This window comes from Bacillus sp. 205(2023), assembly GCF_037027485.1.
Taxonomy (GTDB): domain Bacteria; phylum Bacillota; class Bacilli; order Bacillales; family Bacillaceae; genus Bacillus; species Bacillus halotolerans.
Window position 1 is genome coordinate 187,474 of sequence record NZ_JAXCHF010000003.1, and the last position, 22,747, is coordinate 210,220.

Here is a 22,747-nt window from a genome sequence, read left to right on the forward strand (position 1 = left end):
TCTATCATATCCATTCATAGTATAGGTCAGCCAATGACATAGATATTTATCCTTTACTGGAAAAAATACTGGACAGGCCGGTGATGGCTTATCATTTTCCAAAACAAAAGCTTCTTTGTCTTGTTTCTAATTTAGATATTTCCTCCCAGTTCTAAAGACTCATCTCATACAAAAACCCGAGCTGGCATTAGCCGGCTCGGGCGGGTGTCAATCTCGCTTATCCATTCCCCTTTTCTCTCGGGGTTCCTGATGATGTTTTTGATGTTCCGGAGGCTGAGTTGTGCGTTCCAGCTCCTTTGTATCTTGTCCCATTCCTTTTAAAAAGGAGAAGAGCAGCGTAACCGCTTTGTTGATTTCCGGGTCTTTAAGCGAACGGATGATATCAAAATAACCTGTTTTCTCTTCGCTGTTCTTCTGTTCTACCGCGTTCGCCACACCGGCATTCACTTTCAAAATGAGCGGCTCCAGCTGTTTGACATCCAGCATGCCGAGCGTTCCAAACAAGAGAAGCAGGTTTTTAAGCATATTGGCCATTTCCTCTGTATCTGCCTTTTTCACTAGGATGTCAAGGACTTTATCACCTTGGCCAAAAAGGCCGCGGAGCAAAGGCAGCACGCCCCGTTCGTTCATGTGCCCAAGCATATGCAGGGTCTCCAGAACGGCTTCTTTGTTGTCGACTAAGGCATCTTCGATTTCTTCCAAATCACGTTTGCGCTGATCTTCTTCGGTCACCTGTACTTTCTGAATGCGTTTAATCGCTTTAGCCATTGTGCCCAATCCCCCTTTTCACAGCATCGCCAGGGAAGATGTAATCCTTCCGCGCCCATTTTTTATGAACCTGCACACCGATTTGCGGCTGCGGATTTCCGTTGCGGTGATTGATTTTAGGCAGCGGATTGATTCCATCCTGCTTCAAAATTTCCATCTTCGCTGATGTTTCTTTGTACGCAGGCGTGTCGGTATCCTTGTCCGCGTGGCTGCCTGTTAACAGGTTGATCGCCGCTTCCCCAGAATCGTTCATTGGCAGATACACTTCCTTCCCTTTGACACGATCAGTGATCAGGCATTTCACCTTCACATTTCCAAAAGGCGACGTGAGTCTGACAAGGGTCCCGTTCTGGATCCCCCGTTCTGCCGCAAGCTCTGGAGAAATTTCTAAGAATACATGCGGCGTTTTTTCAGAAATGCCTTTTGATTTATACGTCAGGTTTCCTTCATGGAAATGCTCCAAGAGTCTGCCGTTATTTACATGGATGTCATATTCCTCACCGAACTCCTCAGGCTCAGTCCATTGAACCGGATAAAGAATCGCTTTGCCGTCCGGAAAAGGAAAGCGTTCTGTAAAGAGTAAAGGTGAATCCTTCCCATCAGCACTTACAGGCCATTGCAGGGAGTTGTAGCCCTCAAGACGTTCATAAGTTACTCCTGCATAAATTGGTGACAGCATTGCAGCTTCTTCCATAATGTCGGAAGGATGCTCATAATTCCAATTGGCCCCAAGCTTATTCGCTACCTCCATAATAATCTGCCAGTCCGGCTTTGATTCACCCATAGGTTCAAATACCTGGTATAAACGCTGAATACGGCGTTCAGTGTTTGTAAAGGTTCCTTCTTTTTCAAGGCTCGGGCTCGCAGGAAGAACAACATCTGCAAATTCTGCCGTCCGAGATAGGAAAATGTCCTGCACAACAAAGAAATCAAGTTTTTCATATGCGGCGTGTACATGATTGATATTAGAATCGACAAGGCCCATTTCTTCCCCTTTTACATACATCGCTTTCAGCTGGCCGGAATGGATTTTTTCAATCATTTCATGGTTGGTCATGCCCGGCTCCTTCGGCAGCTGCACACCCCAAGCTTGTTCGTATTTCTTGCGGACTTGTTCATCCTTCACTTTTTCATAGCCCGGCAGGCTGTCTGGCATGCTTCCGAAGTCACTTGCTCCCTGCACGTTGTTATGGCCGCGTAATGGATAAGAACCCGCACCCGGTTTTCCGTAGTTTCCTGTGACAAGCAGCAAATTTGAAATCGCAGTGCTTGTATCGCTGCCTCCAATGTGCTGTGTCACGCCCATGGCCCACAACGCGCACACACTGTCAGCCTCATGAATCATTTCAGCCATTTGAATCAGGGTTTGTTTATCAATTCCGGTTTTCTCCTCTGCATATTCAAGTGTGTACGGCGCAAGGCTTTTCACGTATTCATCCCGGCCGTTGACCCTTTCCTGCAAAAAGCGTTCATCGGCCTTGCCGTTTTCAATCAGATATTTGGCGATGGCATTCAGCCAGACGATATCTGATCCGGCACGCGGCTGAACAAATAGATCAGAACGCTCAGCCATTTCGTGTTTTCTGATATCAGCCACGATAACCTTCTGCCCTCTCAGCTTGTGAGCCCGTTTAATGCGGGTAGACAATACCGGGTGCGACTCTGATGTGTTCGAACCGATAATTAAAACAAGATCTGCCTGGGCGATATCTGTAATCGATCCTGAGTCACCGCCGTATCCGACTGTCCGGAACAGGCCGGCAGTAGCCGGAGACTGGCAATAGCGCGAGCAGTTATCCACATTATTTGTGCCGATAACCCCTCTGGCCAGCTTTTGCATCAGGTAGGATTCTTCATTCGTACATTTAGACGACGTGATAAAAGCAAGTGAGTCAGGGCCACATTCTTCTTTCAATTCAGTGAACTTGCTTGCGATCAGTGTTAAGGCTTCCTCCCACTCTGCTTCCCGGAAATGGTCGCCTTCGCGGATGAGCGGTTTTGTCAGACGCTCCTCGCTGTTTACAAAATCCCAGCCGAACTTGCCTTTTACACAAGTGGAAATGCCATTGGCAGGCGCCTCCTCCTGTGGCTCCACTTTCAGAATATCTCTGCCTTTTGTCCAAACATCAAAACTGCAGCCGACACCACAATAGGTGCAGACGGTTTTGGTTTTTTTGATTCGTTCATCACGCATGGCAGATTCCATGTCAGAAATGGCGAGAATCGAGCCGTATCCTGTCTCTACGCCTTTCGTAATCTCGATCATCGGACGCAGTGATTCGTTATTGATGCCTGTTAAATATCCGGCTTCCCCTTCCATTCCTTTTTCCATCATCGCGTTGCATGGACATACGGTTGAGCAATGGCCGCAAGACACACATGACGACTCGTTAATCGGCACGTCATGATCCCAAATGACGCGCGGGCGTTCCCGCTCCCAGTCAATCGTCAGTGTTTCTGTCACCTGTACGTCTTGGCATGCTTCGACACAGCGGCCGCACAAAATACATTGATCAGGATCATACCGGTAAAATGGATGGGATTCATCCTTATGATAAGGCTTTTGATCAAACGGGATGCTTTGGTGATTGATTTTCATTTCCTTCACCGTATTATGTATTTCGCATCCTCCATTGTTGTAATCGCAAACTGTACAGTAAAGCTCATGATTATATAAGATTTTATCCATCCCGATGACCTGTGCCTTTTTCACGTCAGACGCAAGCGTATCAATGACATCGCCATCCTTTATTTCAGCTGAACACGATCTCTTCAGTTCACCATTGATGCTGACGATACACGTATCACATGTTTCTATCGGCCCAAGGCTCGGATGATAGCATACTTGCGGCACTTCGATTGAACTGTTATTCAAAAGCTGCAGCACCGTCTGGTCTCCGGCTGTCTCCATCTCAACGCCGTTTATGGTTACTTTTTTTGTGTCCGCCATCTCCATTCCCCTTTCTTGCGTTTATATACCGAATTACCCATTTCAGTTCCCTTACATGTGCTGATTAAAACATACAGAGCGCATACAAATGTTTTAATGCACGAACACCGGGAAACGTCATGATAGACAAAAAAGGGAGGGATAACCATGAAGAAAACCATTTCCGCATTAACAGCGGCAGCAGCACTGTCAGGCACTGTTTTTGGCTTGGGGACGGCAATTCCGGAAAAAGCTGCCGCTCAGACAAATCCGCCTGCTGAAGAAACAACCTCATCATCCGCTGAGCTTGTAAAAAATCTTTATAATACCGCTTTTACAGGTGAACTGCCGCAGCAGGTACAAGGTCTTACGATTAACAAAAGCACAAAAGGGGATGTCCATGCCAAGATGGGAGAACCGGAAAGACCGGCTGGAGGAAACAATATGTTTGATCTATACAGCTGGAATATGGGAAATCCCGGCTACGGCTTTTCCTATAACAAAGACATGACCATTTCAGAAATCCGTTACTTTGGAACCGGAGTAGAACGCCGTCTGAATCTTGGAGGGGTTACACCGGATGTGCTGAGCGATCAAATTGGCCCCGCCGACCGAATTTTAACCGTCCCATTCACGGATGAAATCGACTATATCTATGATACAGGCCGTTATGAGCTCCATTTCGTCGTTGGAAAAGACCAGACAGCCGACCATGTCAATCTAAGAGCAAGATAAAAGCACTTGCGGCTCAGCCGCTTTTTTTATGGACAAAGTGAGGATGGATTCTTTACAATACATGGGAGGAAAATACGAGAAGAGGTATCAATCATTAATGAGTAGGAAACGGTTCATATATGCGGCCTTTACAATCCTCATCATTGGGTTGGGACTGGGGTCAAGAGCATTCTCCAGTTTTCTCCCGGATATCGTCAATGCCTATCTCGGAGATGCACTGTGGGCCGCAATGATTTTTACGGGCTGCGGCTTTCTGTTTCAGACGATGAAAACCATCACAACAGGCATTATCAGCCTTTTATTTTGCGTTATTATCGAATGCAGCCAGCTGTACCATGCTGAGTGGATCGACCGGATCAGGGGCACTTCGCTCGGCGGCCTCGTGCTGGGGTACGGATTTTTATGGAGCGATATCATAGCTTATACGATGGGAATTGTCACCTGCACACTCTTAGAGCTGATCCATCAAAACATCAAAAAGCGCCGCTGACGTGACGCTTTTTCTTATGTCGAGAACAGCCCGCACTGAGACAGAATCGTCTCTGTATCCAAGAGTGTGGCCTCCTTTATATCGACCCGGTGTTTATTCATAAAAGACTGAACAGCGTGATATCCAACCGCATATCCGGCAAAAGCAGATAATCCCGCCGGCTCAAAGCCTTGCGCTTTCGCTATTTGATCTCCAAACATGTAACGGCTCACCTCCGAAAAGCCTTTTACATCAATCACCTCTTTTATGACTTCAATGGAATATTGCAAATCGTCCCGATCAAAGCGAGTAACCCAAGGACCTAATTGTTCTTCGCCAAAGAGCTCCCGCGCAAATGACTCAGCCAGCCCTTCAATGACAAGATAATCCCCGACCGACACAGAACCTCGCTGAAAATCAAAATACGAAAACCGCAGATTATGGTGAAATTCATGGGCAATCATCGATGAAATCCTCAGAAGGTTATAGCTGTTCGGATACATCCAAACGTGAATAAAGCCTGGAATTCCCCCAAACCCGCAATACCCTTTTTGCAGCTTCAGCTTGTTTGGATCAGCAATGTAAAGCCCGAACCTCATTTCTTCCGCATTTACTCGCAGCTTTTCACGCTCGGCAAAATGTATACACTGCTGCAGCGCAGATTCAGCAGTCTCGGCAATATGCAATTGCTGCAGTTTTCTTAATGCTTTCTGTCCGGTTTCAGCATCACACACATCCAAATAACCAAGCATCTTTACAGCCATGATCACATCATATCCATTCGGTGTCTTCGCTTTTAGGGGAACCTGTATGGCGCTCCACATTTTTCCAAACGGTCCCATCATCGTATATCGAAACTCGTCCTCTCTTTCGTGTTCTTCCATCGAAAACAGCTTTTCATATTGCTGAAAGGTCTGTTCTATTACGATATTCATCCTAATCCCTCCTCACGAAAAATATACGGTGTGCCGCAGCGTAAGGGTCAACAGAAAAATTTAAGCCTTTCTGCCCTATAAAATCGAAGCCGGCCGCCGATAGGTAAGGCATAGGAGGTGTAGCAATGGATATTCCTGCATTATCAGTTGCCATGCATCAAGCAAATCTGGCCCAAAATGTTGATATCGCTTTAACGAAAAAGATGCTGGACACTGCCCAGCAAAATGCTGATCAAACCCTTAAGCTGATTCAGCATCCGACGCTCGGACAAACCATTGACCTGAAAGCTTAGCTTCACACCCAGGCGGCCAAGTACTCCATCCTCCCGGCCGCCTTTATTTTTCACAAAAAAGCATGCATGTTTTGGCCTTTCCTCCGTATGATTTATTGTTTGTCATTTTAAGGAGGTCAGGAAGAAATGAAAAGAATGGTTCAAAAGGTGTCTTTGGTGTTGTTCGCATTCGTATTTATTTTTGCCATAAAGGGAGCACCCGCTCATGCGGAAACACATGCCTACGATGGAAAAAGCCCTTATTACAATGATTGTGCGTCCAGCGCCGCCACAAAAAAATCTTCTAACTTAGTGAACGCAAACAATCAAGTCATCGGAGTCGTCGAGCTCAAGTTCAGCAGTACATGCAAAACGGCATGGGCAAAAATAACGATGAACAACACCTTGACAACAGGCTATGAAGCAAACGCTGAAATAACCCGGAACACAGACAAAAAGAGATATAACTGTGACTCTGCAGGCGGCAATGGCAAAGCGGTGGCAGGCCAAAAATCTTGTTATACGCCTATGGTCTATGACTTAGACCCGAGAACCTCCTACGCTTTCGGTAAATATTCAGGCCCCAACCTGAATGTATGGGCAACCACAGGCTCTTATTAAAAAGAAAAAAGGCTGTCCAACGGGCATTTCCCGCGACAGCCTTTCCACATTTATTTCGCTTCCCTTTGTTTTTTTACCTCTTCAAGCTGAGTGACCGTCACCAATTGATAGCCTTGATCGGTCAGTCTTTTGATAATCTCATCGGCCGCATCAGCAGATGTGCCGTAAATATCGTGAATTAAAATCGTCTTTCCGTCAGCCGCGTGGCTCATGACTCGGTTGACAATTGTATTTTTATTTCGGTCTTTCCAATCTTCCGGATCAATGTCCCATAACGCGACATCCATTTTCAGCTTGCTGCGCAGTTCATCATTAATGCCGCCATATGGAGGACGCACAAGCGTCGGACGATACCCGCTTATTTTTTCAATCATGTCCTGCGTGTCATTGATCTGCTTTACAGCCTCTTTCACTGAAAGCCTTGTGAGAAGCGGATGGCTCCATGAGTGGTTCCCCACTTCATTTCCTTCTTTCAGCATTCTTTTTAACGTTTCCGGATAATATTGAACCCTGCTGCCCAGCACAAAAAACGTTGCATGCCCTTCATATTTCTTCAAGGAGTCCAGAATCTGATTTGTTGTCGCAGGATTCGGGCCGTCGTCGAAAGTAAGCGCAATGACTTTTTTATTCGGATCAACTGTTTCTTCTTTAGGTAATGAAATGACTTCGTGCTTCGGTTTTTGTTCTTTGATTTTATTTTTGTTTTTCGCTTTATCAATATACTGTTCTTTCAATATATCTTTCAAAAGATTTTTCTTAATCGCAATCGACTGCTCTCCAAGATAGCCCGCAGCGACTTGATATGTATCAAAATAAAACTCAATATAATCTTCCTTGACGGCAAAACGGCTGAAATTTTCTTTTGCCGGTGCAGTTCCTTCTTTTAACAATTCGTCGTCCGCTGCAATGTCCTTATTCTTTTTAAGCTCATGATAAGCGATCAGCGAAAGCTTTTGTAAATAATCAGAGTCCTTTTTGAAAATATCATCAATAGAAAGAAAGGCTTCCTTGCTAAAATCAAAGTTAAATGTTTTTTTTACGGTTTGTCCATGCGCGCCGCCTATGTATTTATATTCATTAAAGACCACTGCCGCTGTCTGCTTGGCATAATGAACAATTTCATAATCGATGTTGAGTTCATTGCGCTTTTTTGTATGCTCCTGGTCAGCATCTTTCGTTTCCTTCTGAAATTGGCGAACCTCTTTCTCTGCGAAACTCTTTAATGCCGCATCCATTTTTTTATTTTTGAAAACAGGGTAGTTGACCGCGTAATTGAAGGTTTTCCCGTCATTCACAAGCGTTGCGATCTCCACATCTCCATACTGAGAATCGGTTTTCACTTGATTCATGACCGTTTCTTTTTTTGATGTATTATGGCAAAAGCCAATAAGCCCTGCCGCACAAACAACTGCTAATAATACTTGAAACCATTTGATTCTTCTCGCCAACAACACAAACTCCTTCTTTCGTAATCACTTCGATTTATATCCCATCAAAAGATTCAGATGATGTTCTTTATGCTCATTCGTACTCAATTAGAAATATTTTTGTAACATTAAAGTAACATTTATTTCACTTTTGTAATAATAGGAGATTTAGAAGTTCTTGTCAATCCCTTTCTGAGGATTTACTCAATTAAAAAAACAATTTGGTCGATGGACATACACCCATTTCTCATATCAGGAATAAGGTAAACAGAATAAAAAATGCTAGGGAGGTAACCCTATTGGAATTTCCTGTTAATTACGATCAGTTTGAGCAAGTTTCACCTTTTGATGAAAGACAGCCATATTACTACCCGCGTCCGCGCCCTAGACCGCCATTTTATCCGCCTTATTATTACCCAAGACCGTTTTATCCGTTTTATCCGCGTCCGCCTTACTACTACCCGCGCCCTCCTTACTACCCTTGGTACGGATACGGCGGCGGATACGGCGGCGGATATGGAGGATACAACAGATAGCAGGCGGTGTTTACCGAAAATGGGGGCAGTCCAGCTCCCCTTTTTTTTGTATAAAAATTGACAATATCATGACAAATACAGGAAATAATTGTGATCTGACTGGCCTCTTGGTACGATAACAAAAGCATGCAGTTTTGGGGGAGGCGTCTATTTTTGGAGAATTCAAGAGTTTCTGCTCCGATTTCTGAAACAAAATACATAAAAGCCTCGAACCGGGTATCCGTTTACGATTTTATAAAGCTTGCAAAACCCGGCATTATCGTATCAAACTCGATAGCAGCCTTCGGCGGATTTTGGATCGCATTTGTGGGCTCAGAAAAACCATTAACAGGACTCGCTTTTTTTATGACAATGATAACGGCAATGCTTGGAACCGCGTTCGTCATGGCCTCCGGCACTGTCTACAACAACTATTTTGATCGGCATATGGATGCAAAAATGGAACGCACCCGCAGCAGGGCCTCAGTCACAGGAAAAATGCCGCCGGCTTTGATCTTAACGTATGGCTCTGTTTTAGGAATAGCAGGTCTTGCCATGCTGTATTCCCTCAACCCTTTAACTGCAATTCTCGGACTGGCCGCCTTTATTTTTTATGCCATTATCTATACAGTATGGGTGAAACGGGCCTCGGTATGGAGCACGTTTGTCGGAAGCTTTCCGGGAGCTGCTCCGCCGCTGATGGGTTATTGTGCCATCACAGGAGAAATCAATGTAACCGCCGTCATGTTATATGCCATTATGTTTCTGTGGCAGCCCCCGCATTTTTGGGCTATTGGGATAAGACGCAAAGAGGAATATCGGGCGGCTGGTGTCCCGCTCTTGCCTGTTGTAAAAGGAAATCATGTAACGAAAGTAAAAATGATTCAATATATTGCTGTCCTGGTGCCAGTCACGCTATTATTTCCTTTTTCTCTCGGCACCGGCCATATAAGCCCATTTTATTTTTTAACTGCCTTCGTTCTCGGAGGTATATGGATCAAAAAAAGCATGCAAGGATTCAAAACAGACGATGACGTAAAGTGGGCAAAGGATATGTTTGTCTACTCACTCATTTATTTTTGCTTGCTGTTTTTTGTCATGATGATTGATTCATTTGTAATGTTTTTAATCAGATGATTTTATGCAAAAAGAGCCACACATTAATGTGACTCTTTTTTGTTTGGAAAAACAGTCTCTAATAGAAAAGTCAGGATAACAAACACAGCCGCGCAAATCAAAAATCGGACGATTTCAGTCAAAATCCAGCTATGGGCAATACTGATATCATCGGTTTCCTGGAGGGCTGCACATATTGAAAAAATAGTGAGTATGTATTTTAGGATTTCTTTGTTCATGGACACCATCACTTTCTGGATATGATCACCAATATCCAAAATAACACATAGCTGAGAGCGACAAAAGCCGAAAGAGCAAAAAAATACCAGCCCAGCCTGAACCAAAACTCCAATGAAATACATATTGGCTCTCCATTCTACGATATGAATATATTACAGATTAAGATCCTTTCCATTGTCAGCTATCCCAATCCGGAATAAAGAAAAAATTGTCCAACCACCTACATGATGGTAATATATGATCTGCTTTTCTCATGTTCATTTATTTAAAGGCGCACGATGAAAGAGATTGTTTTAGCTGTTCAGCTTGGATTTTCATTCATGGCTTTTCTGTTTTTAGCCGCTGTCAGTTGGTATCAAGGAAGCGAGCTTGTTTCAGATCAATTCGATTGGAATTACACAGACAAATTTTCAAAGCTCCTTAACGGCATTGACACCATCACCAACCCCAAACAAATTTCACAGCTGGACTTTTTCATATACTCTGCGAAACACTATCCGGTCATAAGTATACTGATGATCTGTTCGTTTTTATATGTGTTAGTATCACTTTTTTTGCTGATTCGCGATTGTCACACGGCTCGGTAAAGAATATGTCATTACCACATGCCCCATTGAAATACCATAAAAGGAGCACCGTTATGATCCTCCCCCTTTTTTTTCTTTAATCGCCAGTTCATCTAGAGGATATGACAAGGCGTAGCTCGCTCCGCGTACTTGATTTCTAAGCATTCCACGATTAGGTACGCGATTTACATCTTCTCTATATTCGTATGGTCAATCAGAACTGCGTTTATATGATCCGAACTTGAATGTTCTTGCCTCATTGGTTATTTTCGGTTTCACCTTTTGTTTTTCCATCTTTCGGAACTTTTCTCTCGCTCTTTCGTATAACCTTACAGGAGGTATCACATGATGAAAGAGTATGAATTCGTTAGAGTCGAACTTAGTACCATGAGAAGAAGACCCAAAGAAGACTACCAACAAATCATTCGTGACTATGCTCAAAAAGGATGGAAGTTTATTCAGGTTTTCGCCCCTAGTATAGACGGGTATGGAGCAGCTGCTTATTTTGAAATGATATTTGAAAGAGATGGGGAAGATGCTTAGTCTTTATGGCTAAGCATTCTTACCATTGAGTAACTCATATTTATAAATGACAAATCATAAAAAGCTTACAATGAGTAAGCTTTTTTGACCCTTCATGACAAAGAAATACTCTAGTTTTTTCAATCGTGCTTCAAACTTCGCTTTCGTTTTCGCTCGATAAAGTCCATGCATCAGTTCAATGCTTAATCATTAACTTTCCCAGTATACGCATAGATCACCTGTCTTAGAAATTCAGCTAATCCCTCACCATGTTGATCGTAATATCGCTTAAAGCGCTCATCTGATACATACATCTCCCCTAGACCTGCATGAGCTTCTTTGCTGTAGTCGCTCCAATGATAAAGAAGCCATTTTTTGTGTAATTCCGCCGCTTTCAAGGCATCTTCACTTTTTGGATCTCCTTCTTCAAATGCTTTTTTAAGTTTTTCAAACATTTCTTTTTCTGTAGCGGTCAGCTCTTCATATTGCTCCTTTGTCATATTCAACACTTTTTGGTTAGTTTCTTCCACCGCTTCTTCTCCATACTTTTGGCGTATTTCCGCTCCGTATTTCCGCTCATTTTCTTCCACAAGCTCTTTTTTAAATCCTATAAATTTCTCTTCATCTCTCATCTTTTCGTTTCTCTCCTCTGCATGAATTGTTTTTTCTACATTTTGTATAAGGCTATCAATCCGGGCTCTTTCTTCTAGAAGCTCTGCATGATGATTCTTTAATGCTTTATGACGATTAAAAGATGGGGAAAAGATTAATTTTTTTATCTCCTCTAATTGGAAACCTAACTCTCGATAAAATAAAATGTGCTGTAATTCGTTGATTTCTTTTTCCCCATAAATTCGGTATCCTGATGAATTAATCCGTGCTGGCTTTAAAAGGTTAATCTCATCATAATACCTAAGCGTTCTTGTGCTGACTCCCGCTAATTTGGCTAACTTCTGAACGGTATATTCCATTTCTTCTCCCTCCTTATACATTAACCGTACACTTTGACGTAACGTGAATGTCAAAGCTTTTTTTTTAAAAAAAGATCTCCTTGAATTTTCAAGGAGATGATTTATCTGCAACATGTCATATACCGAAACTTATTTGATGGCTCTATTAAGAAGTTCTTTTAAAAGTTGATTGAACTCCTCCTGTTGTTTTATATTTTTGCGGCCATTTCGATTAATTGCTGCTAGTTCACAGACAATTCCAGCCGAAATGAAAAACAATAAACCTTCAAGCATATAGCATCCTCCAACGTCTAAGAGATAGTCAACCGTGTTTGTTCATTTTCTAAAGACTGCTTATCATTTTTATCTTCCTTACGCTGAAAAATGTTATTTAGAATAAGCGCTGTCATGACAAGCAGTGTTCCTGCTACATCAAAAGTGGTTATTTTAGATCCTTGTATCATCATGATTAACAATGTAGTAATGGGAACAAAGTTAATAAATAAAATCCCGTTAATGGGTGATAAAATTTTAACACCATAGTTCCAGCTAAGGAGAGCTACGATACCTGGTAAAGTAATCATAAATAATAAGTCATACTTAATTTCAGCAATCACATTTATACTAGGTATGGACACGTATCTTTGAGCGGTGAGCACAGCTGTTAGAATACCTGTTACAGCTGTACCGAATAAACACGTCAATGTTGAATAGCGAAGTGTAGACCATTCTTGAAATAGCTGTCCCCCCATTGTATAGATTACCCATCCCACAACACCCATTAAAATAAAGGTTAGCGAAAACAGGTTATCTCTCAATGTATAAAAGAAACCCATATCGCCTTTGGTAATAACGAATGCGGCTCCAAGAAAAGCAATTATAATAGATATAATCTTATATTTTTTCGGTTTCACATGTTTATATCCCCACAGGATAAAAATAGAAATGATTGGCATAAGTGCCTCTGCAATAGACGCAGTCATGATTCCAGACTTCCCCATCAACCTTTGGCCCCAAAAAATAAAAACGTTGTATACAGTAAACGCCATTACACCAAAAAAAATGAGCAATTTTGCTTTACCCTCTAAACGAAATGATTTCTTCCCCTCCCTTACCAATAATAAAATCACTAAGATAACTGCTACCACGCCATATCGAATAGATGAAAAATATAATGGATCAACAAATGCTAATGCATGATCTGCAACTGGAAACATTGCGCCCCACGACATACTTGCTACTAAACATGTGAGGACACCAATGAATAATTGACCGTTTTTCATTGTCATTCCCCTCCTTTTCTTGTATTGACAATGAGAATTATAAAAAGAAGGATGACATCATGTAAAATGAATAAAAATGATGAAAAACATCATTTATAATGATATTTTAAATGAAGGAGGGATACTAAATGGAACTGCGAGACTTACAAATTTTCCAAAGCGTTGCCCATCACAAAAGTATTACCGGCGCTGCAAAGGAATTAAGCTATGTACAATCCAATGTAACAGCACGTATTAAGCAATTAGAAAACGAACTCAAAACACCTCTTTTCAATCGGCATAAAAAAGGGGTAACATTAAATCCTGAGGGCCGAAAAATGCTTGAATACGTTAACAAAATCTTGAAAGATGTTGAAGAGCTAAAACAAGTCTTTCTTGATAGTGATATCCCCTCTGGAATATTAAAAATCGGTACAGTGGAAACAGTGAGGATACTGCCGACCATCTTAGCCTCCTATTATAAAAAGTATCCAAACGTGGATTTATCATTGCAGGCTGGTTTAACGGAGGAGCTTATTGAGAAGGTAACCAACCACGAATTAGACGGGGCTTTTATATCAGGGCCAATTAAGCATTCATTTCTCGAACAATATGATGTCTATACTGAAAAACTTACTCTAGTAACTGCAAATAAAACGTTTCAAATAGAGGATTTTATGACGACGCCGATCCTTGTGTCTAATCAAGGATGCGGATATCGTTCCAGACTGGAACATTGGCTCAAAGATGAAGGTTTACTGCCAAAAAGAATTTTGGAGTTTAACATTCTAGAGACCATTTTAAATAGTGTTGCACTTGGTCTTGGAATCACAGTCGTACCCGAATCTGCCATAACACATCTTTCAGCCGCAGGTAAGGTTTATTGTCACCCGCTGCCTGAGAAATATAGCATGATCTCAACCATCTTTATTCGGCACAAAGACGCTTACATGACAAATTCGATGCGCAGCCTGCTGATGACGATTAGTGAGCATCAAAGGATGAGTATGTCTTAAGGAAGTCTGCTACTGCTTTGTTCTCACCGCCAAACTTATGCATATTCCTGTTAGCTGCAAATAGCTTTTCATAATTAAGAGCAGGCACCATCTCTGCTCCCCCTTTACTCCTTATCATCCGTTTATTTGGACCCAGACGGTTTCTTACTATTTGAAATCATACTGATTTCTTTATCGTTTTTTTCTGTTATCAAGTTCATGAATTTTTTTGGTGCGGCACATATTACGGATACGTTATATAGAGAGAAAATAATGAATATGCATTGTGACAAACTTGTTATAGAGAGGACAATTAATTCTCGATTCATGGTAAATGAACATAAAAAGAATCACATGTATGGATATCAAATAGAAGAGAGGCTAAAGAGATGGTTCTCCTTGAAACGGATCGGTTACTATTAAAAACGATTGATGTTAACCTTCTAGACGCTGCATCTAAACTGGATCATCAGGCTATTATAGACCTGGGTTATAAAACAAATGGGGAATGGCCAAACTCCGATTTTTTTGAAGCAATTCCTTATTTCCGCGAGATTTTAATCAAAAATAAAGGAACAAGAGGATTTGATTCATGGATCATTTTAAAGAAGGATGATTATGAAATTGTCGGAGGAACTGGGTTTTTAGGCGACCCTGATACGGATGGCATGGTTGAAATCGGTTTTGCAACAAATAAAAGTCACCGCCGTAAAGGTTATTGTTTTGAGGCTGCTCAAAAGTTAATCAACTGGGCATTAAGCGAAGAGAATGTTAACTGTATTGCGGCAAGATGTGAACATGGCAATATGGGATCACAGCATATTTTGAAGAAGTTAGGGTTTAAACTGGACCGTGAAGAAAAAGACTTTATCCATTGGAGATACGCTAAAGTGTAAAACATATACTTCACTTATAAGAAAGCAGGCTCTATGCCTGCTTTTTCAAGCTATTTTCCTCTATGCTTTTTTTTAGCTTTTTGCTTTCTGATGAGATACTTTTGTTCTTTTCTTTTTTCTCTTTGTTCTTTCGTTATATGTTTTTTCTTTTGCTTCTTCGCTTCCAACTCTTGTTTCATCGCATCCTGTGCCTTTAAGGATGCTCCGGCACGTTTCAATTCCTTCGAAACCTGACGTTGCAATCTTTTCGGATTTATCTTTTTCTGATCTTGGGCCTTTACACTAACTCCTTCCTGCTCAGACTGGGACAGAGTCTTTAAGAGTTGTCTATTAACAAAATCTAATACTTCAGAATCCTTCGGCTCTTTTCCAAACAAATGCTGAGAGGCCTTTAGTTTTCCGTTTTTCAAAACCTCAATAACTCCTACCCAAAACTGACCATTGTAGTAAATCGTTAATTTCATAACGATTCCCCCCTCTTTTAAATGATGAAAGAATGATGGACATCCCGAGGAGGGGAAGGTTACTGACATGATAAAAATGCATTCGGACTACCAACCGAATCGTGTTTTTTCATTCTTCTGCTTAAATTTTATCAATTTTTCCCTTTAGAGAAAAGATATTAAAGAATAAGTCATGCATCAGCTTGAACCTTTTTTCTCTATTCAAAATCAAGGAATCCAAAGAAGACTGAAAAAGATTAAATAGTTGCATTCTCTTCTTTTAATAGAATAATTTCCTTTTGTTTCGCAAAAGCCGGCAGCTGTCAGGCGTTCACATAAAGCGTGGATACCACTATTTACATACCCCTTTATGAAAACAGCCTCTGCCAACCAGTTTCATCTTTGTACGAAAAACGGAACTAACTCAAGTTCATTCGAGTCAGCTCCGCTTGATTATTAGTCCAAGTTTTGGTCGATGGTTCCCTCAAAATAGTCATCACTGACTTGTTCATGCGTTTCAGCCAAACCCTGTTCCAATTGTGTGGTTCCTTTGTAATCTGACGGTTCAAAATATCTTCCTGCGACATCCATATTTTCGTTTGCTTCTTCTTTGTTATTGGTTTGCTCGTTCTTACCTAATGTCTCTGACTTAGGATCGCCATTTTGATTAAAATCAAAATCCTTGTCGATTTCAGAAAATCTTTTATAATCATCAGGTCTGTCTGCTCCATTTTTTTGAGTCACATCATCCACTCCCATTCCTTATCAATCAATATGACAGGCCAAAAACAATTGGCCCAGATCTTGATATCAGGCTTTCCATTGAAACAAAACTTATTTGGTCCTCTTTGAACCTGTGCCATGTTTTTTAGGGTCATCTGCTTTGAATGCTGTTTCAGTCTCATGATCATTTCTTATTTGTTCAATACTTGAATTTTGAATCCCTTTTTTAGTCATGCTTTCACCTCTTTTCTGAAAACATTGGAATATCAGCTTCCCCCTTATTCTGTCTTTTGAGCAGGCATTCATTCACCCCTTTTGACCAATAACAAAAAAACTCTTAAGAGTGACCATTCGTCATTAGTTCTGTATCTGCCAAAGCATAATTTATCTTTCAGTCAACACAATAAGTTTAAAGAATGTAATATGCCAGAAACTGTTCCGTTTACTGTAAGAAAAACACTCTTTATTTAGAGGATCAGCCAGCATGAAAACAAGTCTAGAATTATGTATTAAGCCTAACTGCTGATGTGACTGCCGTTGGACCAGATACATTCATGCCTAGTAAATCTGGTTTTTTTCATTGAATTGGAACAGCAGATTAGATTGAAAAAACCCTTCTCTCTGAGAAGGGCTAAGTAATGATAATGACATTTACACAATCGGTTCATACGTTAAACCCCGCCATATTAATGAAGGCGGCGGGTGTATTCGCAAAGGGTGCAGCCGGTTTCTTTACACTTGCTGCTTATTTGATTACGAAATCACCGTATTCTGCTGAATGGATATTGATCGGTCCGTTCAGATTGTAGTTGTTCGACTTGGCGATAGAGCGAAGCACGTCCACACGGGCAACCGATTCTCTCCACTCATCACGGGTGTCCGGATCTGCTGGATTCATCAGGTCGTCATAACGCACGTCCAGAAATTTATTTAACCATTTCTTCTCATCTATTCCGTCTTTAGGTGAGCCGCCTGCCTTTTTGTTCGTGCGTTTGATCAAGGCATAAAAAGAGTCAGGGTCATCACCATTGCCATGCTGAATAACTGTATCGTACATCACAGCTTTTGCCAGTGCCGTTTTCAATCCGGCATTCTCTGATCGTTTCATGGCAGGCTGATAATACAAGCGATCATTTACCTTGTCTTGGGCAGCACGGAAATCTTTATCATTTCCAAGCGAACGCCAGGCAGAAGCAAATCCCTTGAGGTTGCTTATGTCATCGCTTTCTTCTTCGGCCAGACGGCGCAATTCAGGAAGATACTTTTTCAGTTTGTTATTCGGTACTGCCTTTGTGTATACTTCAACTACTTCCAATGCATCCCCGGTAGCCGTTGTAAAGCCTGCCCGTCCGCATGTATAGCCTCTTCCATCACCCAAGGGTTCCACATATCCGTATTGGATTTCCGTCGTGCCGTTTTCAAAGATACTGGTCAGCTGTTCCGCCCGGCGCTTTTGATCCTTGTTCAGTCCGGCCGCAAAAACCGTATCACTCATCATCAGGGTAAAAAACATGGTGAACATAAATGATGAAATCGCTGCCTTCTTCCAGAAACCTGCTTTTTTCTCTAAACTGATTTTCATTCTATTACCCCTTTCTATATATTGTAATTACGGACTCAGTATACATGAAGGGGTTGCCCTTTTGTTGAAAATACATCGATTTGTCAATATTTTGAATCTTAATTACTACTCTTAATGGTAATAGATTGCGGCTTGAACCTTATCCTCTCATTTAAAAGACAGACATCATTTTCACCCCAGAGAGATTCTTGAGAGAAAAGGCTTTCCGACAAGGACTTCTCTTGTTATCATTCGTTCCATTTTTAAAAGTAATCATTGCCAATCAGCTATCGGAGAAACTGTAACGAATAGGAATTCATGTAAGTCAAAAAAAAAAGAATCCTTCTTTGTAAGGACTCTTCCCAATACCAAGATGTTTTTATTTAAACCATGCTTTCTTTAAATTGCTGGTAAAGTTATTATCATTAAAAGGAACATTTGCTTTACCGAAATCTGTTGTATGTAATGCATTCCTTGCGGCAGGAGTTAAATCATCCCATCCGATTAACGGTTGAGTTCCGCCTACTACATCATCGCTCATAAGTAATTCATGGTTCAGCGGCCAAGTGCTGTCATATGCAATCAAAGGATGATGATCTCTCATGTTGCTTCCACTTGGTGCTGCATTTGTGAATTTTCCGTGTCCGGAATATGCAATGGATAAAACTTTTGGATGTTGATTTGCTGGATTATCAATCCATACAACGATTCCTTCCCAGTCATGTCTGTGACCTAATTTTGGAGAGGCTTCATCTTTTGGAAAATACCAGGAATACATAATTGCCCAAACACCATTGTACCAAGCAGAACGCGAATATACTTGTCCAGTATTTTTGCTGCAATGTCCTTCAGGCGCTCCAGTAGGCTCTAAACCTCCACTTGTATTGCCTTGTGCATCGACTGCAGGAAAAGGCACGCACCCGCTATAAACCTTCAAATATGGCTGAAAACGTTTCGCCGCTTTTTGAGTAACAGTGGCAGGCACTACCTCTTTAAAGCCGACAACCTTGTCATGATCGATTACTGCTGCATTCGCTGTTGAAACAATGCTGACAGAAGCGAAAACGGATAAAAAGAGAGCCAAGAAAAATTTGTTCATGATTCCAACTCCTTTTGACAATATAGACAATTATTAGTTATCAAAAATTCGAGTTGAAATCAATGTCATTTTTACAAACTTCACACATTTTGTTTCTAAAGTATTATTTGAATTTTTCTTATGTTTTAAATTCGGTAAAAAGTATTCATTTCAAAAACGTGTCACAAACACACAATAAGCCCCATCCACTAAGGACAGAGCTTTTTGTCATTTTAGAGCCTTTCAAGCACGTTTTTCGTCTGTAGCACCGCCAGCAGAAAGCATCAGAAAAGAATACTAAAACTTCTCTGCACGAAGAGTCGGTTCTTCTGCAAACAATGGTGATGTGCTGTTTCCTTACTCATCTTTTTTATCTTTATCGGCATCTTCATTATCCTCAACCGGATCTTCGGGATCAGTCTCATTATCTTTTTCATCATCTTTATTGATCGTATCGTCCTCATCAACACCCGGCGCATTGTTACCGTTATTATCCTGATCGTTCTCCTCAACATCTGGAGTGTTGTCTTGATCATTATTATTTTGATCATTATTACAGCCCATTAATATAAAAGTGGATAGACATAACGCAGTTATTATTTGCAACCATTTTTTACTCATTTCCACCCTCCTCTCTTCTTTTTAATCCATATAAGTTTGTCCATTAATTTCACTTTGATTCGTTCCATTCTAAATGTCTTCTTGAGCATATTAATTCAATCCTTTGCGAAAACTATAAACAAAGGTGCTTAGAAAGTGGTTAAGAAGAAAAAGAAATAACTATTCAATATGCAGTTAACCATGTTAAACCAAATAATGTAAGATCATTCATGCCGATATCCTGCAGCACAAAATTCTTTAAAAGTTGTTCTCTATCTTGAATATGTAGTTACCTTATGAGTTCTTCAGGCTATAAAAAACACCCCAATCGCTAAACTCATTGTCTAACAATTGGGGCGCAATTTACGATTCATTTATAATCTTAGGATTTGCTCCATATTGATTCTCTATTGTTTCACTATCTTGGCAGTTAAAGATCAGCATAATAATAGGACCGACCACTGGAATAAAGCCTATAAATATCCACCAGCCACTTTTGCCGATATCATGCAATCTGCGGATACTGAGAGCAAGAGACGGAAGAAAAACAGCTAACTGATAAAGAAAGATCAGAATATATGCCAGTAATCCCCCGCCATATCCAATTACATATCCTACTTGAGAACCGGCATATCCTTCTGCCGCCAATGGGCCTGATGTTAATAATCCAACTAGTATTAATGATAGCAGTAATAAAATAAAACAAATGATGCCATTAAAGAGATGAAACATCCAATATTCCTTTCGCCGAGCTCTCCCTTCAAAATTGACATAGTTCTTTAAGCCATTCCAATACCATTTCATATCATTTCCTCCGTTACCAACACTGTAAATTACTGAAAAACATATCCATTATATCATAAAAATGATTAAAAATAGCGAGGGCTATAAAACTAGTCAATGGCAAAAAGACCTTATTATCAAAGAAACTTTCTATACAAAAAATGAAGGCAGTCTTTAAAACAAAAATGGACAAGCTGATTGTCCTCACTCCTTTAGTTCCATTCTTAGTCAACTGACAACAAAACAGGAATTAACGAAATACGCCAACATACACTTTGTATGAATGTAAACGAAGGAGTGGTTACTTTGTATCATTACTTTTATGTTCCTGTGTTAATTCCTCACTTACCACCTGCTCATCACACGCAAAGAAATCAAGACTTTTCAGAAAGACAGCGAAGAAGAGAAATAACATTGAATGTAGATGGCTTTATACCGCCATCTTCCACCGAGGATCTCGGAGACGGCTTTTCTTCTTACGCATGGACTAACCAACAGGTCATAGATCCCGGTGAATACCTTGTTTGTTATCTTGAAGGAAGAGATATAAAGGTAATAAATGGCGGGTTTACTCCACGTGATTATGCTCCAATGTATGCAATAGGCAGTTTTCCGAGGCGAAGAAACCAGTGGGTGATTACGATTCATAATCCTCTTCAAACCCAAAGAGCTATATCACTTTATCTCATTGCGAAAAGATAACACAAAACAAAAACGGCAGGAACGCCTTTATCAGCGTTTCCTGCCGTTTTTTTCGTGTATGATTCCGCCTGGGTTCGAACCAGTGGCCTCTCCCCTGTCAAGGAGGTAGGGACTATATGCCGATACGAACTGACGTTTTATTTTAAAAACCATATTTTATAGGGTTTTCTAACAAGAATTTCTGATAAAAAACCTTTTGTTTTGACTAAAAAGTTTGTCCCCTATTCGTCCCCATCTGTTCCCAAATGGCATTACAACATACTTCGTCTATTCACTGTGATCGAATCCTTTCACCTAACTTATATTTGGTTATCAGAAATAGCCCTATTAATAAATTATTAGTGAATTTGGCCATACCATATCATATAAACTTCATATATTAATATTGATTAAAATAATAGGAGGGCTTAAATTGGGTTATTATAAAAAATATAAAGAAGAGTGTTACACTTGGAAAAAAACTTATTACAAAAAGTATTATGACCACGATAAGAAGCATTATGATTGCGACAAAAAGTATTATGACTGCGATAAGAAGCATTATGATTGCGACAATAAGTATTATGACTGCGATAAGAAGCATTATGATTGCGACAATAAGTATTATGATTTTGATCATGACAAGAAGTATGATGATGATCACGATTACCATTACGATAAAAAGTATTATGATGACGATGATCATTATTATGATTTTGTCGAATCGTATAAAAAACATCACTAAATCTCTTAAATATCTATAAAAGTTTCTTATATTTAATACGCTTTATAACAAGTGATGTGAAAATAGAAAAGCTCCCTATTGTGTGGGAGCTTTTCTTAGAAAATTGAGATTTTATGTTCCTATCCAGGTTCAAATTAAACACCGCTGAACTTTTCAATGATTTTGACCCTAAAAGAGACAGGCTCAATGAATTTCTAAGCCAAAAAATCAAGTTTGCCCTTTTATTTCAAAGCCTATTGAATTGTACATCTGATTACTTCTGAATGAAAATGATGATTGTTGGCAGAGTTGGACAACAATCCGCCAACATATTTTACTACTTAATTACAGGTGGTTATTCTTAGCCATTGAATGTCTCTTTTTTAAGGAACCTTTTACTCATTCACATTGCTTTTCATTAACCATTCTACTTCCGTTAATTCTTGTTTTTGAACGTCTTTTGTGTGTTTTTTCGTGAAATGTTCTTTAACAGCTTCTTCGTTTTCCCAAATCTCCCAAAGCATTATTTTGCGTTCTGATGGTTCAAGCGGATATGCATGGAATTGAATACACCCTTCTTCTTTGTTTGTTTCTTCCTCAAGTTTTTTAAATTCCTTCATTATTTCATTAAGTTCTTTATCACTGATGATTTTTAAGCATGCCGTTATGTAATGCATCGAAATTCCTCCTCACATCATTTTATGACTTTTCATTATAACATTTTCTTGAAAAATGTAGATGTCATTTATAAATCATTAAACGACATCGATAGCCTTTTAGACCAATTTTCTATAAATTCTAAAGCAAGCTAAAGGGTCGATATCAGACGATATGGTCCTTATTTATGTTTATTCCGACCATTTTTAATCTAAATAGAGGGACTTTTCAAAAAATAATCTATTAGAGGGGTCCTTAGTGGTATGAAATTAAATATAT

The 22,747-nt window shown here is 40.4% G+C and carries 28 protein-coding genes; 12 read left to right on the top strand and 16 right to left on the bottom strand.

Going from position 1 to position 22,747, the window contains the following annotated elements; genetic code table 11:
• Positions 1-207 precede the first annotated feature (207 nt).
• Together WA325_RS11320 and fdhF are read right to left on the bottom strand one after the other, a co-directional pair.
• Positions 208-768, bottom strand: a complete 561-nt coding sequence (locus WA325_RS11320; protein WP_105953684.1) for a DUF1641 domain-containing protein — start codon at positions 766-768, stop codon at positions 208-210.
• Positions 761-3,718: a formate dehydrogenase subunit alpha gene (fdhF, locus tag WA325_RS11325; protein WP_336183636.1), complete on the bottom strand. Its 2,958-nt coding sequence runs from the start codon at positions 3,716-3,718 to the stop codon at positions 761-763. The genes WA325_RS11320 and fdhF overlap by 8 nt, the downstream gene beginning before the upstream one ends.
• A 147-nt stretch (positions 3,719-3,865) precedes the next feature.
• On the opposite strand from fdhF, the gene WA325_RS11330 reads away from it, so the two are divergent.
• Positions 3,866-4,432: a YjgB family protein gene (locus tag WA325_RS11330; protein ID WP_105953686.1), complete on the top strand. Its 567-nt coding sequence runs from the start codon at positions 3,866-3,868 to the stop codon at positions 4,430-4,432.
• Positions 4,433-4,529: 97 nt separating this feature from the next.
• On the top strand, positions 4,530-4,922 hold the full coding sequence (locus tag WA325_RS11335) for a ribosomal maturation YjgA family protein (protein ID WP_227598240.1): 393 nt from the start codon (positions 4,530-4,532) through the stop codon (positions 4,920-4,922).
• Between the two features lie 14 nt (positions 4,923-4,936).
• On the opposite strand, the gene WA325_RS11340 is transcribed toward WA325_RS11335, so the two are convergent.
• On the bottom strand, positions 4,937-5,836 hold the full coding sequence (locus WA325_RS11340) for a DUF2268 domain-containing protein (RefSeq protein ID WP_336183637.1): 900 nt from the start codon (positions 5,834-5,836) through the stop codon (positions 4,937-4,939).
• A 125-nt stretch (positions 5,837-5,961) separates the two neighbouring features.
• On the opposite strand from WA325_RS11340, the gene WA325_RS11345 reads away from it, so the two are divergent.
• Both WA325_RS11345 and WA325_RS11350 read left to right on the top strand, forming a co-directional pair.
• Positions 5,962-6,129, top strand: a complete 168-nt coding sequence (locus tag WA325_RS11345) for a YjfB family protein (RefSeq protein ID WP_105953689.1) — start codon at positions 5,962-5,964, stop codon at positions 6,127-6,129.
• A 126-nt stretch (positions 6,130-6,255) separates the two neighbouring features.
• Entirely contained in the window at positions 6,256-6,729 is a 474-nt protein-coding gene (locus WA325_RS11350; RefSeq protein ID WP_336183638.1) for a YjfA family protein, read from the top strand.
• Between the two features lie 50 nt (positions 6,730-6,779).
• On the opposite strand, the gene WA325_RS11355 is transcribed toward WA325_RS11350, so the two are convergent.
• The gene (locus WA325_RS11355) at positions 6,780-8,180 is read right to left on the bottom strand and encodes a polysaccharide deacetylase family protein (protein WP_105953691.1); all 1,401 of its coding nucleotides are present in this window, start codon (positions 8,178-8,180) and stop codon (positions 6,780-6,782) included.
• 275 nt (positions 8,181-8,455) lie between these two features.
• On the opposite strand from WA325_RS11355, the gene WA325_RS11360 reads away from it, so the two are divergent.
• Together WA325_RS11360 and cyoE are read left to right on the top strand one after the other, a co-directional pair.
• Positions 8,456-8,692 carry a hypothetical protein gene (locus WA325_RS11360; RefSeq protein ID WP_024121014.1) on the top strand — a complete coding sequence of 79 codons (237 nt, stop codon included), beginning with the start codon at positions 8,456-8,458 and terminating at the stop codon, positions 8,690-8,692.
• A 126-nt stretch (positions 8,693-8,818) separates the two neighbouring features.
• A complete protein-coding gene (gene cyoE / locus WA325_RS11365) occupies positions 8,819-9,808 on the top strand; it encodes a heme o synthase (protein ID WP_336183639.1) in 990 nt (329 codons plus the stop codon).
• Positions 9,809-9,831: 23 nt separating this feature from the next.
• Here cyoE and WA325_RS11370 read toward each other — a convergent pair whose 3' ends face one another.
• A complete protein-coding gene (locus WA325_RS11370; protein WP_336183640.1) occupies positions 9,832-10,149 on the bottom strand; it encodes a hypothetical protein in 318 nt (105 codons plus the stop codon).
• Positions 10,150-10,305: 156 nt separating this feature from the next.
• Here WA325_RS11370 and WA325_RS11375 point away from each other — a divergent pair, with 156 nt between their 5' ends.
• Both WA325_RS11375 and WA325_RS11380 read left to right on the top strand, forming a co-directional pair.
• A complete protein-coding gene (locus WA325_RS11375; RefSeq protein WP_105953693.1) occupies positions 10,306-10,614 on the top strand; it encodes a YjdJ family protein in 309 nt (102 codons plus the stop codon).
• A 327-nt stretch (positions 10,615-10,941) separates the two neighbouring features.
• Positions 10,942-11,136: a DUF4177 domain-containing protein gene (locus tag WA325_RS11380; protein ID WP_336183641.1), complete on the top strand. Its 195-nt coding sequence runs from the start codon at positions 10,942-10,944 to the stop codon at positions 11,134-11,136.
• Positions 11,137-11,318: 182 nt separating this feature from the next.
• Here WA325_RS11380 and WA325_RS11385 read toward each other — a convergent pair whose 3' ends face one another.
• From WA325_RS11385 to WA325_RS11395, 3 genes are all read right to left on the bottom strand, one after another.
• On the bottom strand, positions 11,319-12,086 hold the full coding sequence (locus WA325_RS11385) for a MerR family transcriptional regulator (RefSeq protein ID WP_202656910.1): 768 nt from the start codon (positions 12,084-12,086) through the stop codon (positions 11,319-11,321).
• A 129-nt stretch (positions 12,087-12,215) separates the two neighbouring features.
• The gene (locus tag WA325_RS11390; protein ID WP_202852856.1) at positions 12,216-12,359 is read right to left on the bottom strand and encodes a YrzO family protein; all 144 of its coding nucleotides are present in this window, start codon (positions 12,357-12,359) and stop codon (positions 12,216-12,218) included.
• A gap of 17 nt (positions 12,360-12,376) precedes the next feature.
• A complete protein-coding gene (locus tag WA325_RS11395) occupies positions 12,377-13,348 on the bottom strand; it encodes a DMT family transporter (protein ID WP_336183642.1) in 972 nt (323 codons plus the stop codon).
• A 128-nt stretch (positions 13,349-13,476) separates the two neighbouring features.
• Here WA325_RS11395 and WA325_RS11400 point away from each other — a divergent pair, with 128 nt between their 5' ends.
• Both WA325_RS11400 and WA325_RS11405 read left to right on the top strand, forming a co-directional pair.
• The gene (locus tag WA325_RS11400; protein WP_105990620.1) at positions 13,477-14,343 is read left to right on the top strand and encodes a LysR family transcriptional regulator; all 867 of its coding nucleotides are present in this window, start codon (positions 13,477-13,479) and stop codon (positions 14,341-14,343) included.
• 368 nt (positions 14,344-14,711) lie between these two features.
• Positions 14,712-15,218, top strand: coding sequence for a GNAT family N-acetyltransferase (locus WA325_RS11405; RefSeq protein ID WP_105990618.1), 507 nt, complete (start codon positions 14,712-14,714; stop codon positions 15,216-15,218).
• Between the two features lie 50 nt (positions 15,219-15,268).
• Here the strand turns inward: WA325_RS11405 and WA325_RS11410 are convergent, their stop codons facing one another.
• From WA325_RS11410 to WA325_RS11440, 7 genes are all read right to left on the bottom strand, one after another.
• Entirely contained in the window at positions 15,269-15,682 is a 414-nt protein-coding gene (locus WA325_RS11410; RefSeq protein WP_336183643.1) for a YjdF family protein, read from the bottom strand.
• A 435-nt stretch (positions 15,683-16,117) separates the two neighbouring features.
• Complete coding sequence (locus WA325_RS11415; RefSeq protein WP_024121001.1) at positions 16,118-16,405, bottom strand: YozQ family protein; 288 nt, start codon at positions 16,403-16,405, stop codon at positions 16,118-16,120.
• Between the two features lie 90 nt (positions 16,406-16,495).
• Positions 16,496-16,618 carry a hypothetical protein gene (locus tag WA325_RS11420; RefSeq protein ID WP_059292995.1) on the bottom strand — a complete coding sequence of 41 codons (123 nt, stop codon included), beginning with the start codon at positions 16,616-16,618 and terminating at the stop codon, positions 16,496-16,498.
• Between the two features lie 511 nt (positions 16,619-17,129).
• A complete protein-coding gene (csn, locus tag WA325_RS11425; protein ID WP_336183644.1) occupies positions 17,130-17,966 on the bottom strand; it encodes a chitosanase in 837 nt (278 codons plus the stop codon).
• Between the two features lie 358 nt (positions 17,967-18,324).
• The gene (locus WA325_RS11430; protein WP_202852860.1) at positions 18,325-19,044 is read right to left on the bottom strand and encodes an NPP1 family protein; all 720 of its coding nucleotides are present in this window, start codon (positions 19,042-19,044) and stop codon (positions 18,325-18,327) included.
• A 336-nt stretch (positions 19,045-19,380) separates the two neighbouring features.
• Positions 19,381-19,644 carry a hypothetical protein gene (locus WA325_RS11435; protein ID WP_336183645.1) on the bottom strand — a complete coding sequence of 88 codons (264 nt, stop codon included), beginning with the start codon at positions 19,642-19,644 and terminating at the stop codon, positions 19,381-19,383.
• A 342-nt stretch (positions 19,645-19,986) separates the two neighbouring features.
• Positions 19,987-20,427, bottom strand: coding sequence for a DUF805 domain-containing protein (locus WA325_RS11440; protein ID WP_024120995.1), 441 nt, complete (start codon positions 20,425-20,427; stop codon positions 19,987-19,989).
• 285 nt (positions 20,428-20,712) lie between these two features.
• Between WA325_RS11440 and WA325_RS11445 the strand changes: the two genes are divergently transcribed.
• Together WA325_RS11445 and WA325_RS11450 are read left to right on the top strand one after the other, a co-directional pair.
• Positions 20,713-21,108 carry a hypothetical protein gene (locus WA325_RS11445; RefSeq protein ID WP_336183646.1) on the top strand — a complete coding sequence of 132 codons (396 nt, stop codon included), beginning with the start codon at positions 20,713-20,715 and terminating at the stop codon, positions 21,106-21,108.
• A gap of 412 nt (positions 21,109-21,520) precedes the next feature.
• Complete coding sequence (locus tag WA325_RS11450; protein WP_336183647.1) at positions 21,521-21,832, top strand: hypothetical protein; 312 nt, start codon at positions 21,521-21,523, stop codon at positions 21,830-21,832.
• Between the two features lie 374 nt (positions 21,833-22,206).
• Here WA325_RS11450 and WA325_RS11455 read toward each other — a convergent pair whose 3' ends face one another.
• Positions 22,207-22,488 (bottom strand): putative quinol monooxygenase, encoded by a 282-nt coding sequence (locus WA325_RS11455; RefSeq protein WP_227598249.1) that lies wholly within the window; start codon positions 22,486-22,488, stop codon positions 22,207-22,209.
• Positions 22,489-22,747: the final 259 nt, after the last annotated feature.

Coding starts and splice junctions, on each gene's coding strand:
- WA325_RS11320 (WP_105953684.1), bottom strand. CDS start 768: ATGGCTAAAGCGATTAAACGCATTCAGAAAGTACAGGTGACCGAAGAA.
- fdhF (WP_336183636.1), bottom strand. CDS start 3,718: ATGGCGGACACAAAAAAAGTAACCATAAACGGCGTTGAGATGGAGACA.
- WA325_RS11330 (WP_105953686.1), top strand. CDS start 3,866: ATGAAGAAAACCATTTCCGCATTAACAGCGGCAGCAGCACTGTCAGGC.
- WA325_RS11335 (WP_227598240.1), top strand. CDS start 4,530: ATGAGTAGGAAACGGTTCATATATGCGGCCTTTACAATCCTCATCATT.
- WA325_RS11340 (WP_336183637.1), bottom strand. CDS start 5,836: ATGAATATCGTAATAGAACAGACCTTTCAGCAATATGAAAAGCTGTTT.
- WA325_RS11345 (WP_105953689.1), top strand. CDS start 5,962: ATGGATATTCCTGCATTATCAGTTGCCATGCATCAAGCAAATCTGGCC.
- WA325_RS11350 (WP_336183638.1), top strand. CDS start 6,256: ATGAAAAGAATGGTTCAAAAGGTGTCTTTGGTGTTGTTCGCATTCGTA.
- cyoE (WP_336183639.1), top strand. CDS start 8,819: ATGCAGTTTTGGGGGAGGCGTCTATTTTTGGAGAATTCAAGAGTTTCT.
- WA325_RS11370 (WP_336183640.1), bottom strand. CDS start 10,149: ATGTATTTCATTGGAGTTTTGGTTCAGGCTGGGCTGGTATTTTTTTGC.
- WA325_RS11375 (WP_105953693.1), top strand. CDS start 10,306: ATGAAAGAGATTGTTTTAGCTGTTCAGCTTGGATTTTCATTCATGGCT.
- WA325_RS11380 (WP_336183641.1), top strand. CDS start 10,942: ATGAAAGAGTATGAATTCGTTAGAGTCGAACTTAGTACCATGAGAAGA.
- WA325_RS11385 (WP_202656910.1), bottom strand. CDS start 12,086: ATGGAATATACCGTTCAGAAGTTAGCCAAATTAGCGGGAGTCAGCACA.
- WA325_RS11390 (WP_202852856.1), bottom strand. CDS start 12,359: ATGCTTGAAGGTTTATTGTTTTTCATTTCGGCTGGAATTGTCTGTGAA.
- WA325_RS11395 (WP_336183642.1), bottom strand. CDS start 13,348: ATGAAAAACGGTCAATTATTCATTGGTGTCCTCACATGTTTAGTAGCA.
- WA325_RS11400 (WP_105990620.1), top strand. CDS start 13,477: ATGGAACTGCGAGACTTACAAATTTTCCAAAGCGTTGCCCATCACAAA.
- WA325_RS11405 (WP_105990618.1), top strand. CDS start 14,712: ATGGTTCTCCTTGAAACGGATCGGTTACTATTAAAAACGATTGATGTT.
- WA325_RS11410 (WP_336183643.1), bottom strand. CDS start 15,682: ATGAAATTAACGATTTACTACAATGGTCAGTTTTGGGTAGGAGTTATT.
- WA325_RS11420 (WP_059292995.1), bottom strand. CDS start 16,618: ATGACTAAAAAAGGGATTCAAAATTCAAGTATTGAACAAATAAGAAAT.
- csn (WP_336183644.1), bottom strand. CDS start 17,966: ATGAAAATCAGTTTAGAGAAAAAAGCAGGTTTCTGGAAGAAGGCAGCG.
- WA325_RS11430 (WP_202852860.1), bottom strand. CDS start 19,044: ATGAACAAATTTTTCTTGGCTCTCTTTTTATCCGTTTTCGCTTCTGTC.
- WA325_RS11435 (WP_336183645.1), bottom strand. CDS start 19,644: ATGAGTAAAAAATGGTTGCAAATAATAACTGCGTTATGTCTATCCACT.
- WA325_RS11440 (WP_024120995.1), bottom strand. CDS start 20,427: ATGAAATGGTATTGGAATGGCTTAAAGAACTATGTCAATTTTGAAGGG.
- WA325_RS11455 (WP_227598249.1), bottom strand. CDS start 22,488: ATGCATTACATAACGGCATGCTTAAAAATCATCAGTGATAAAGAACTT.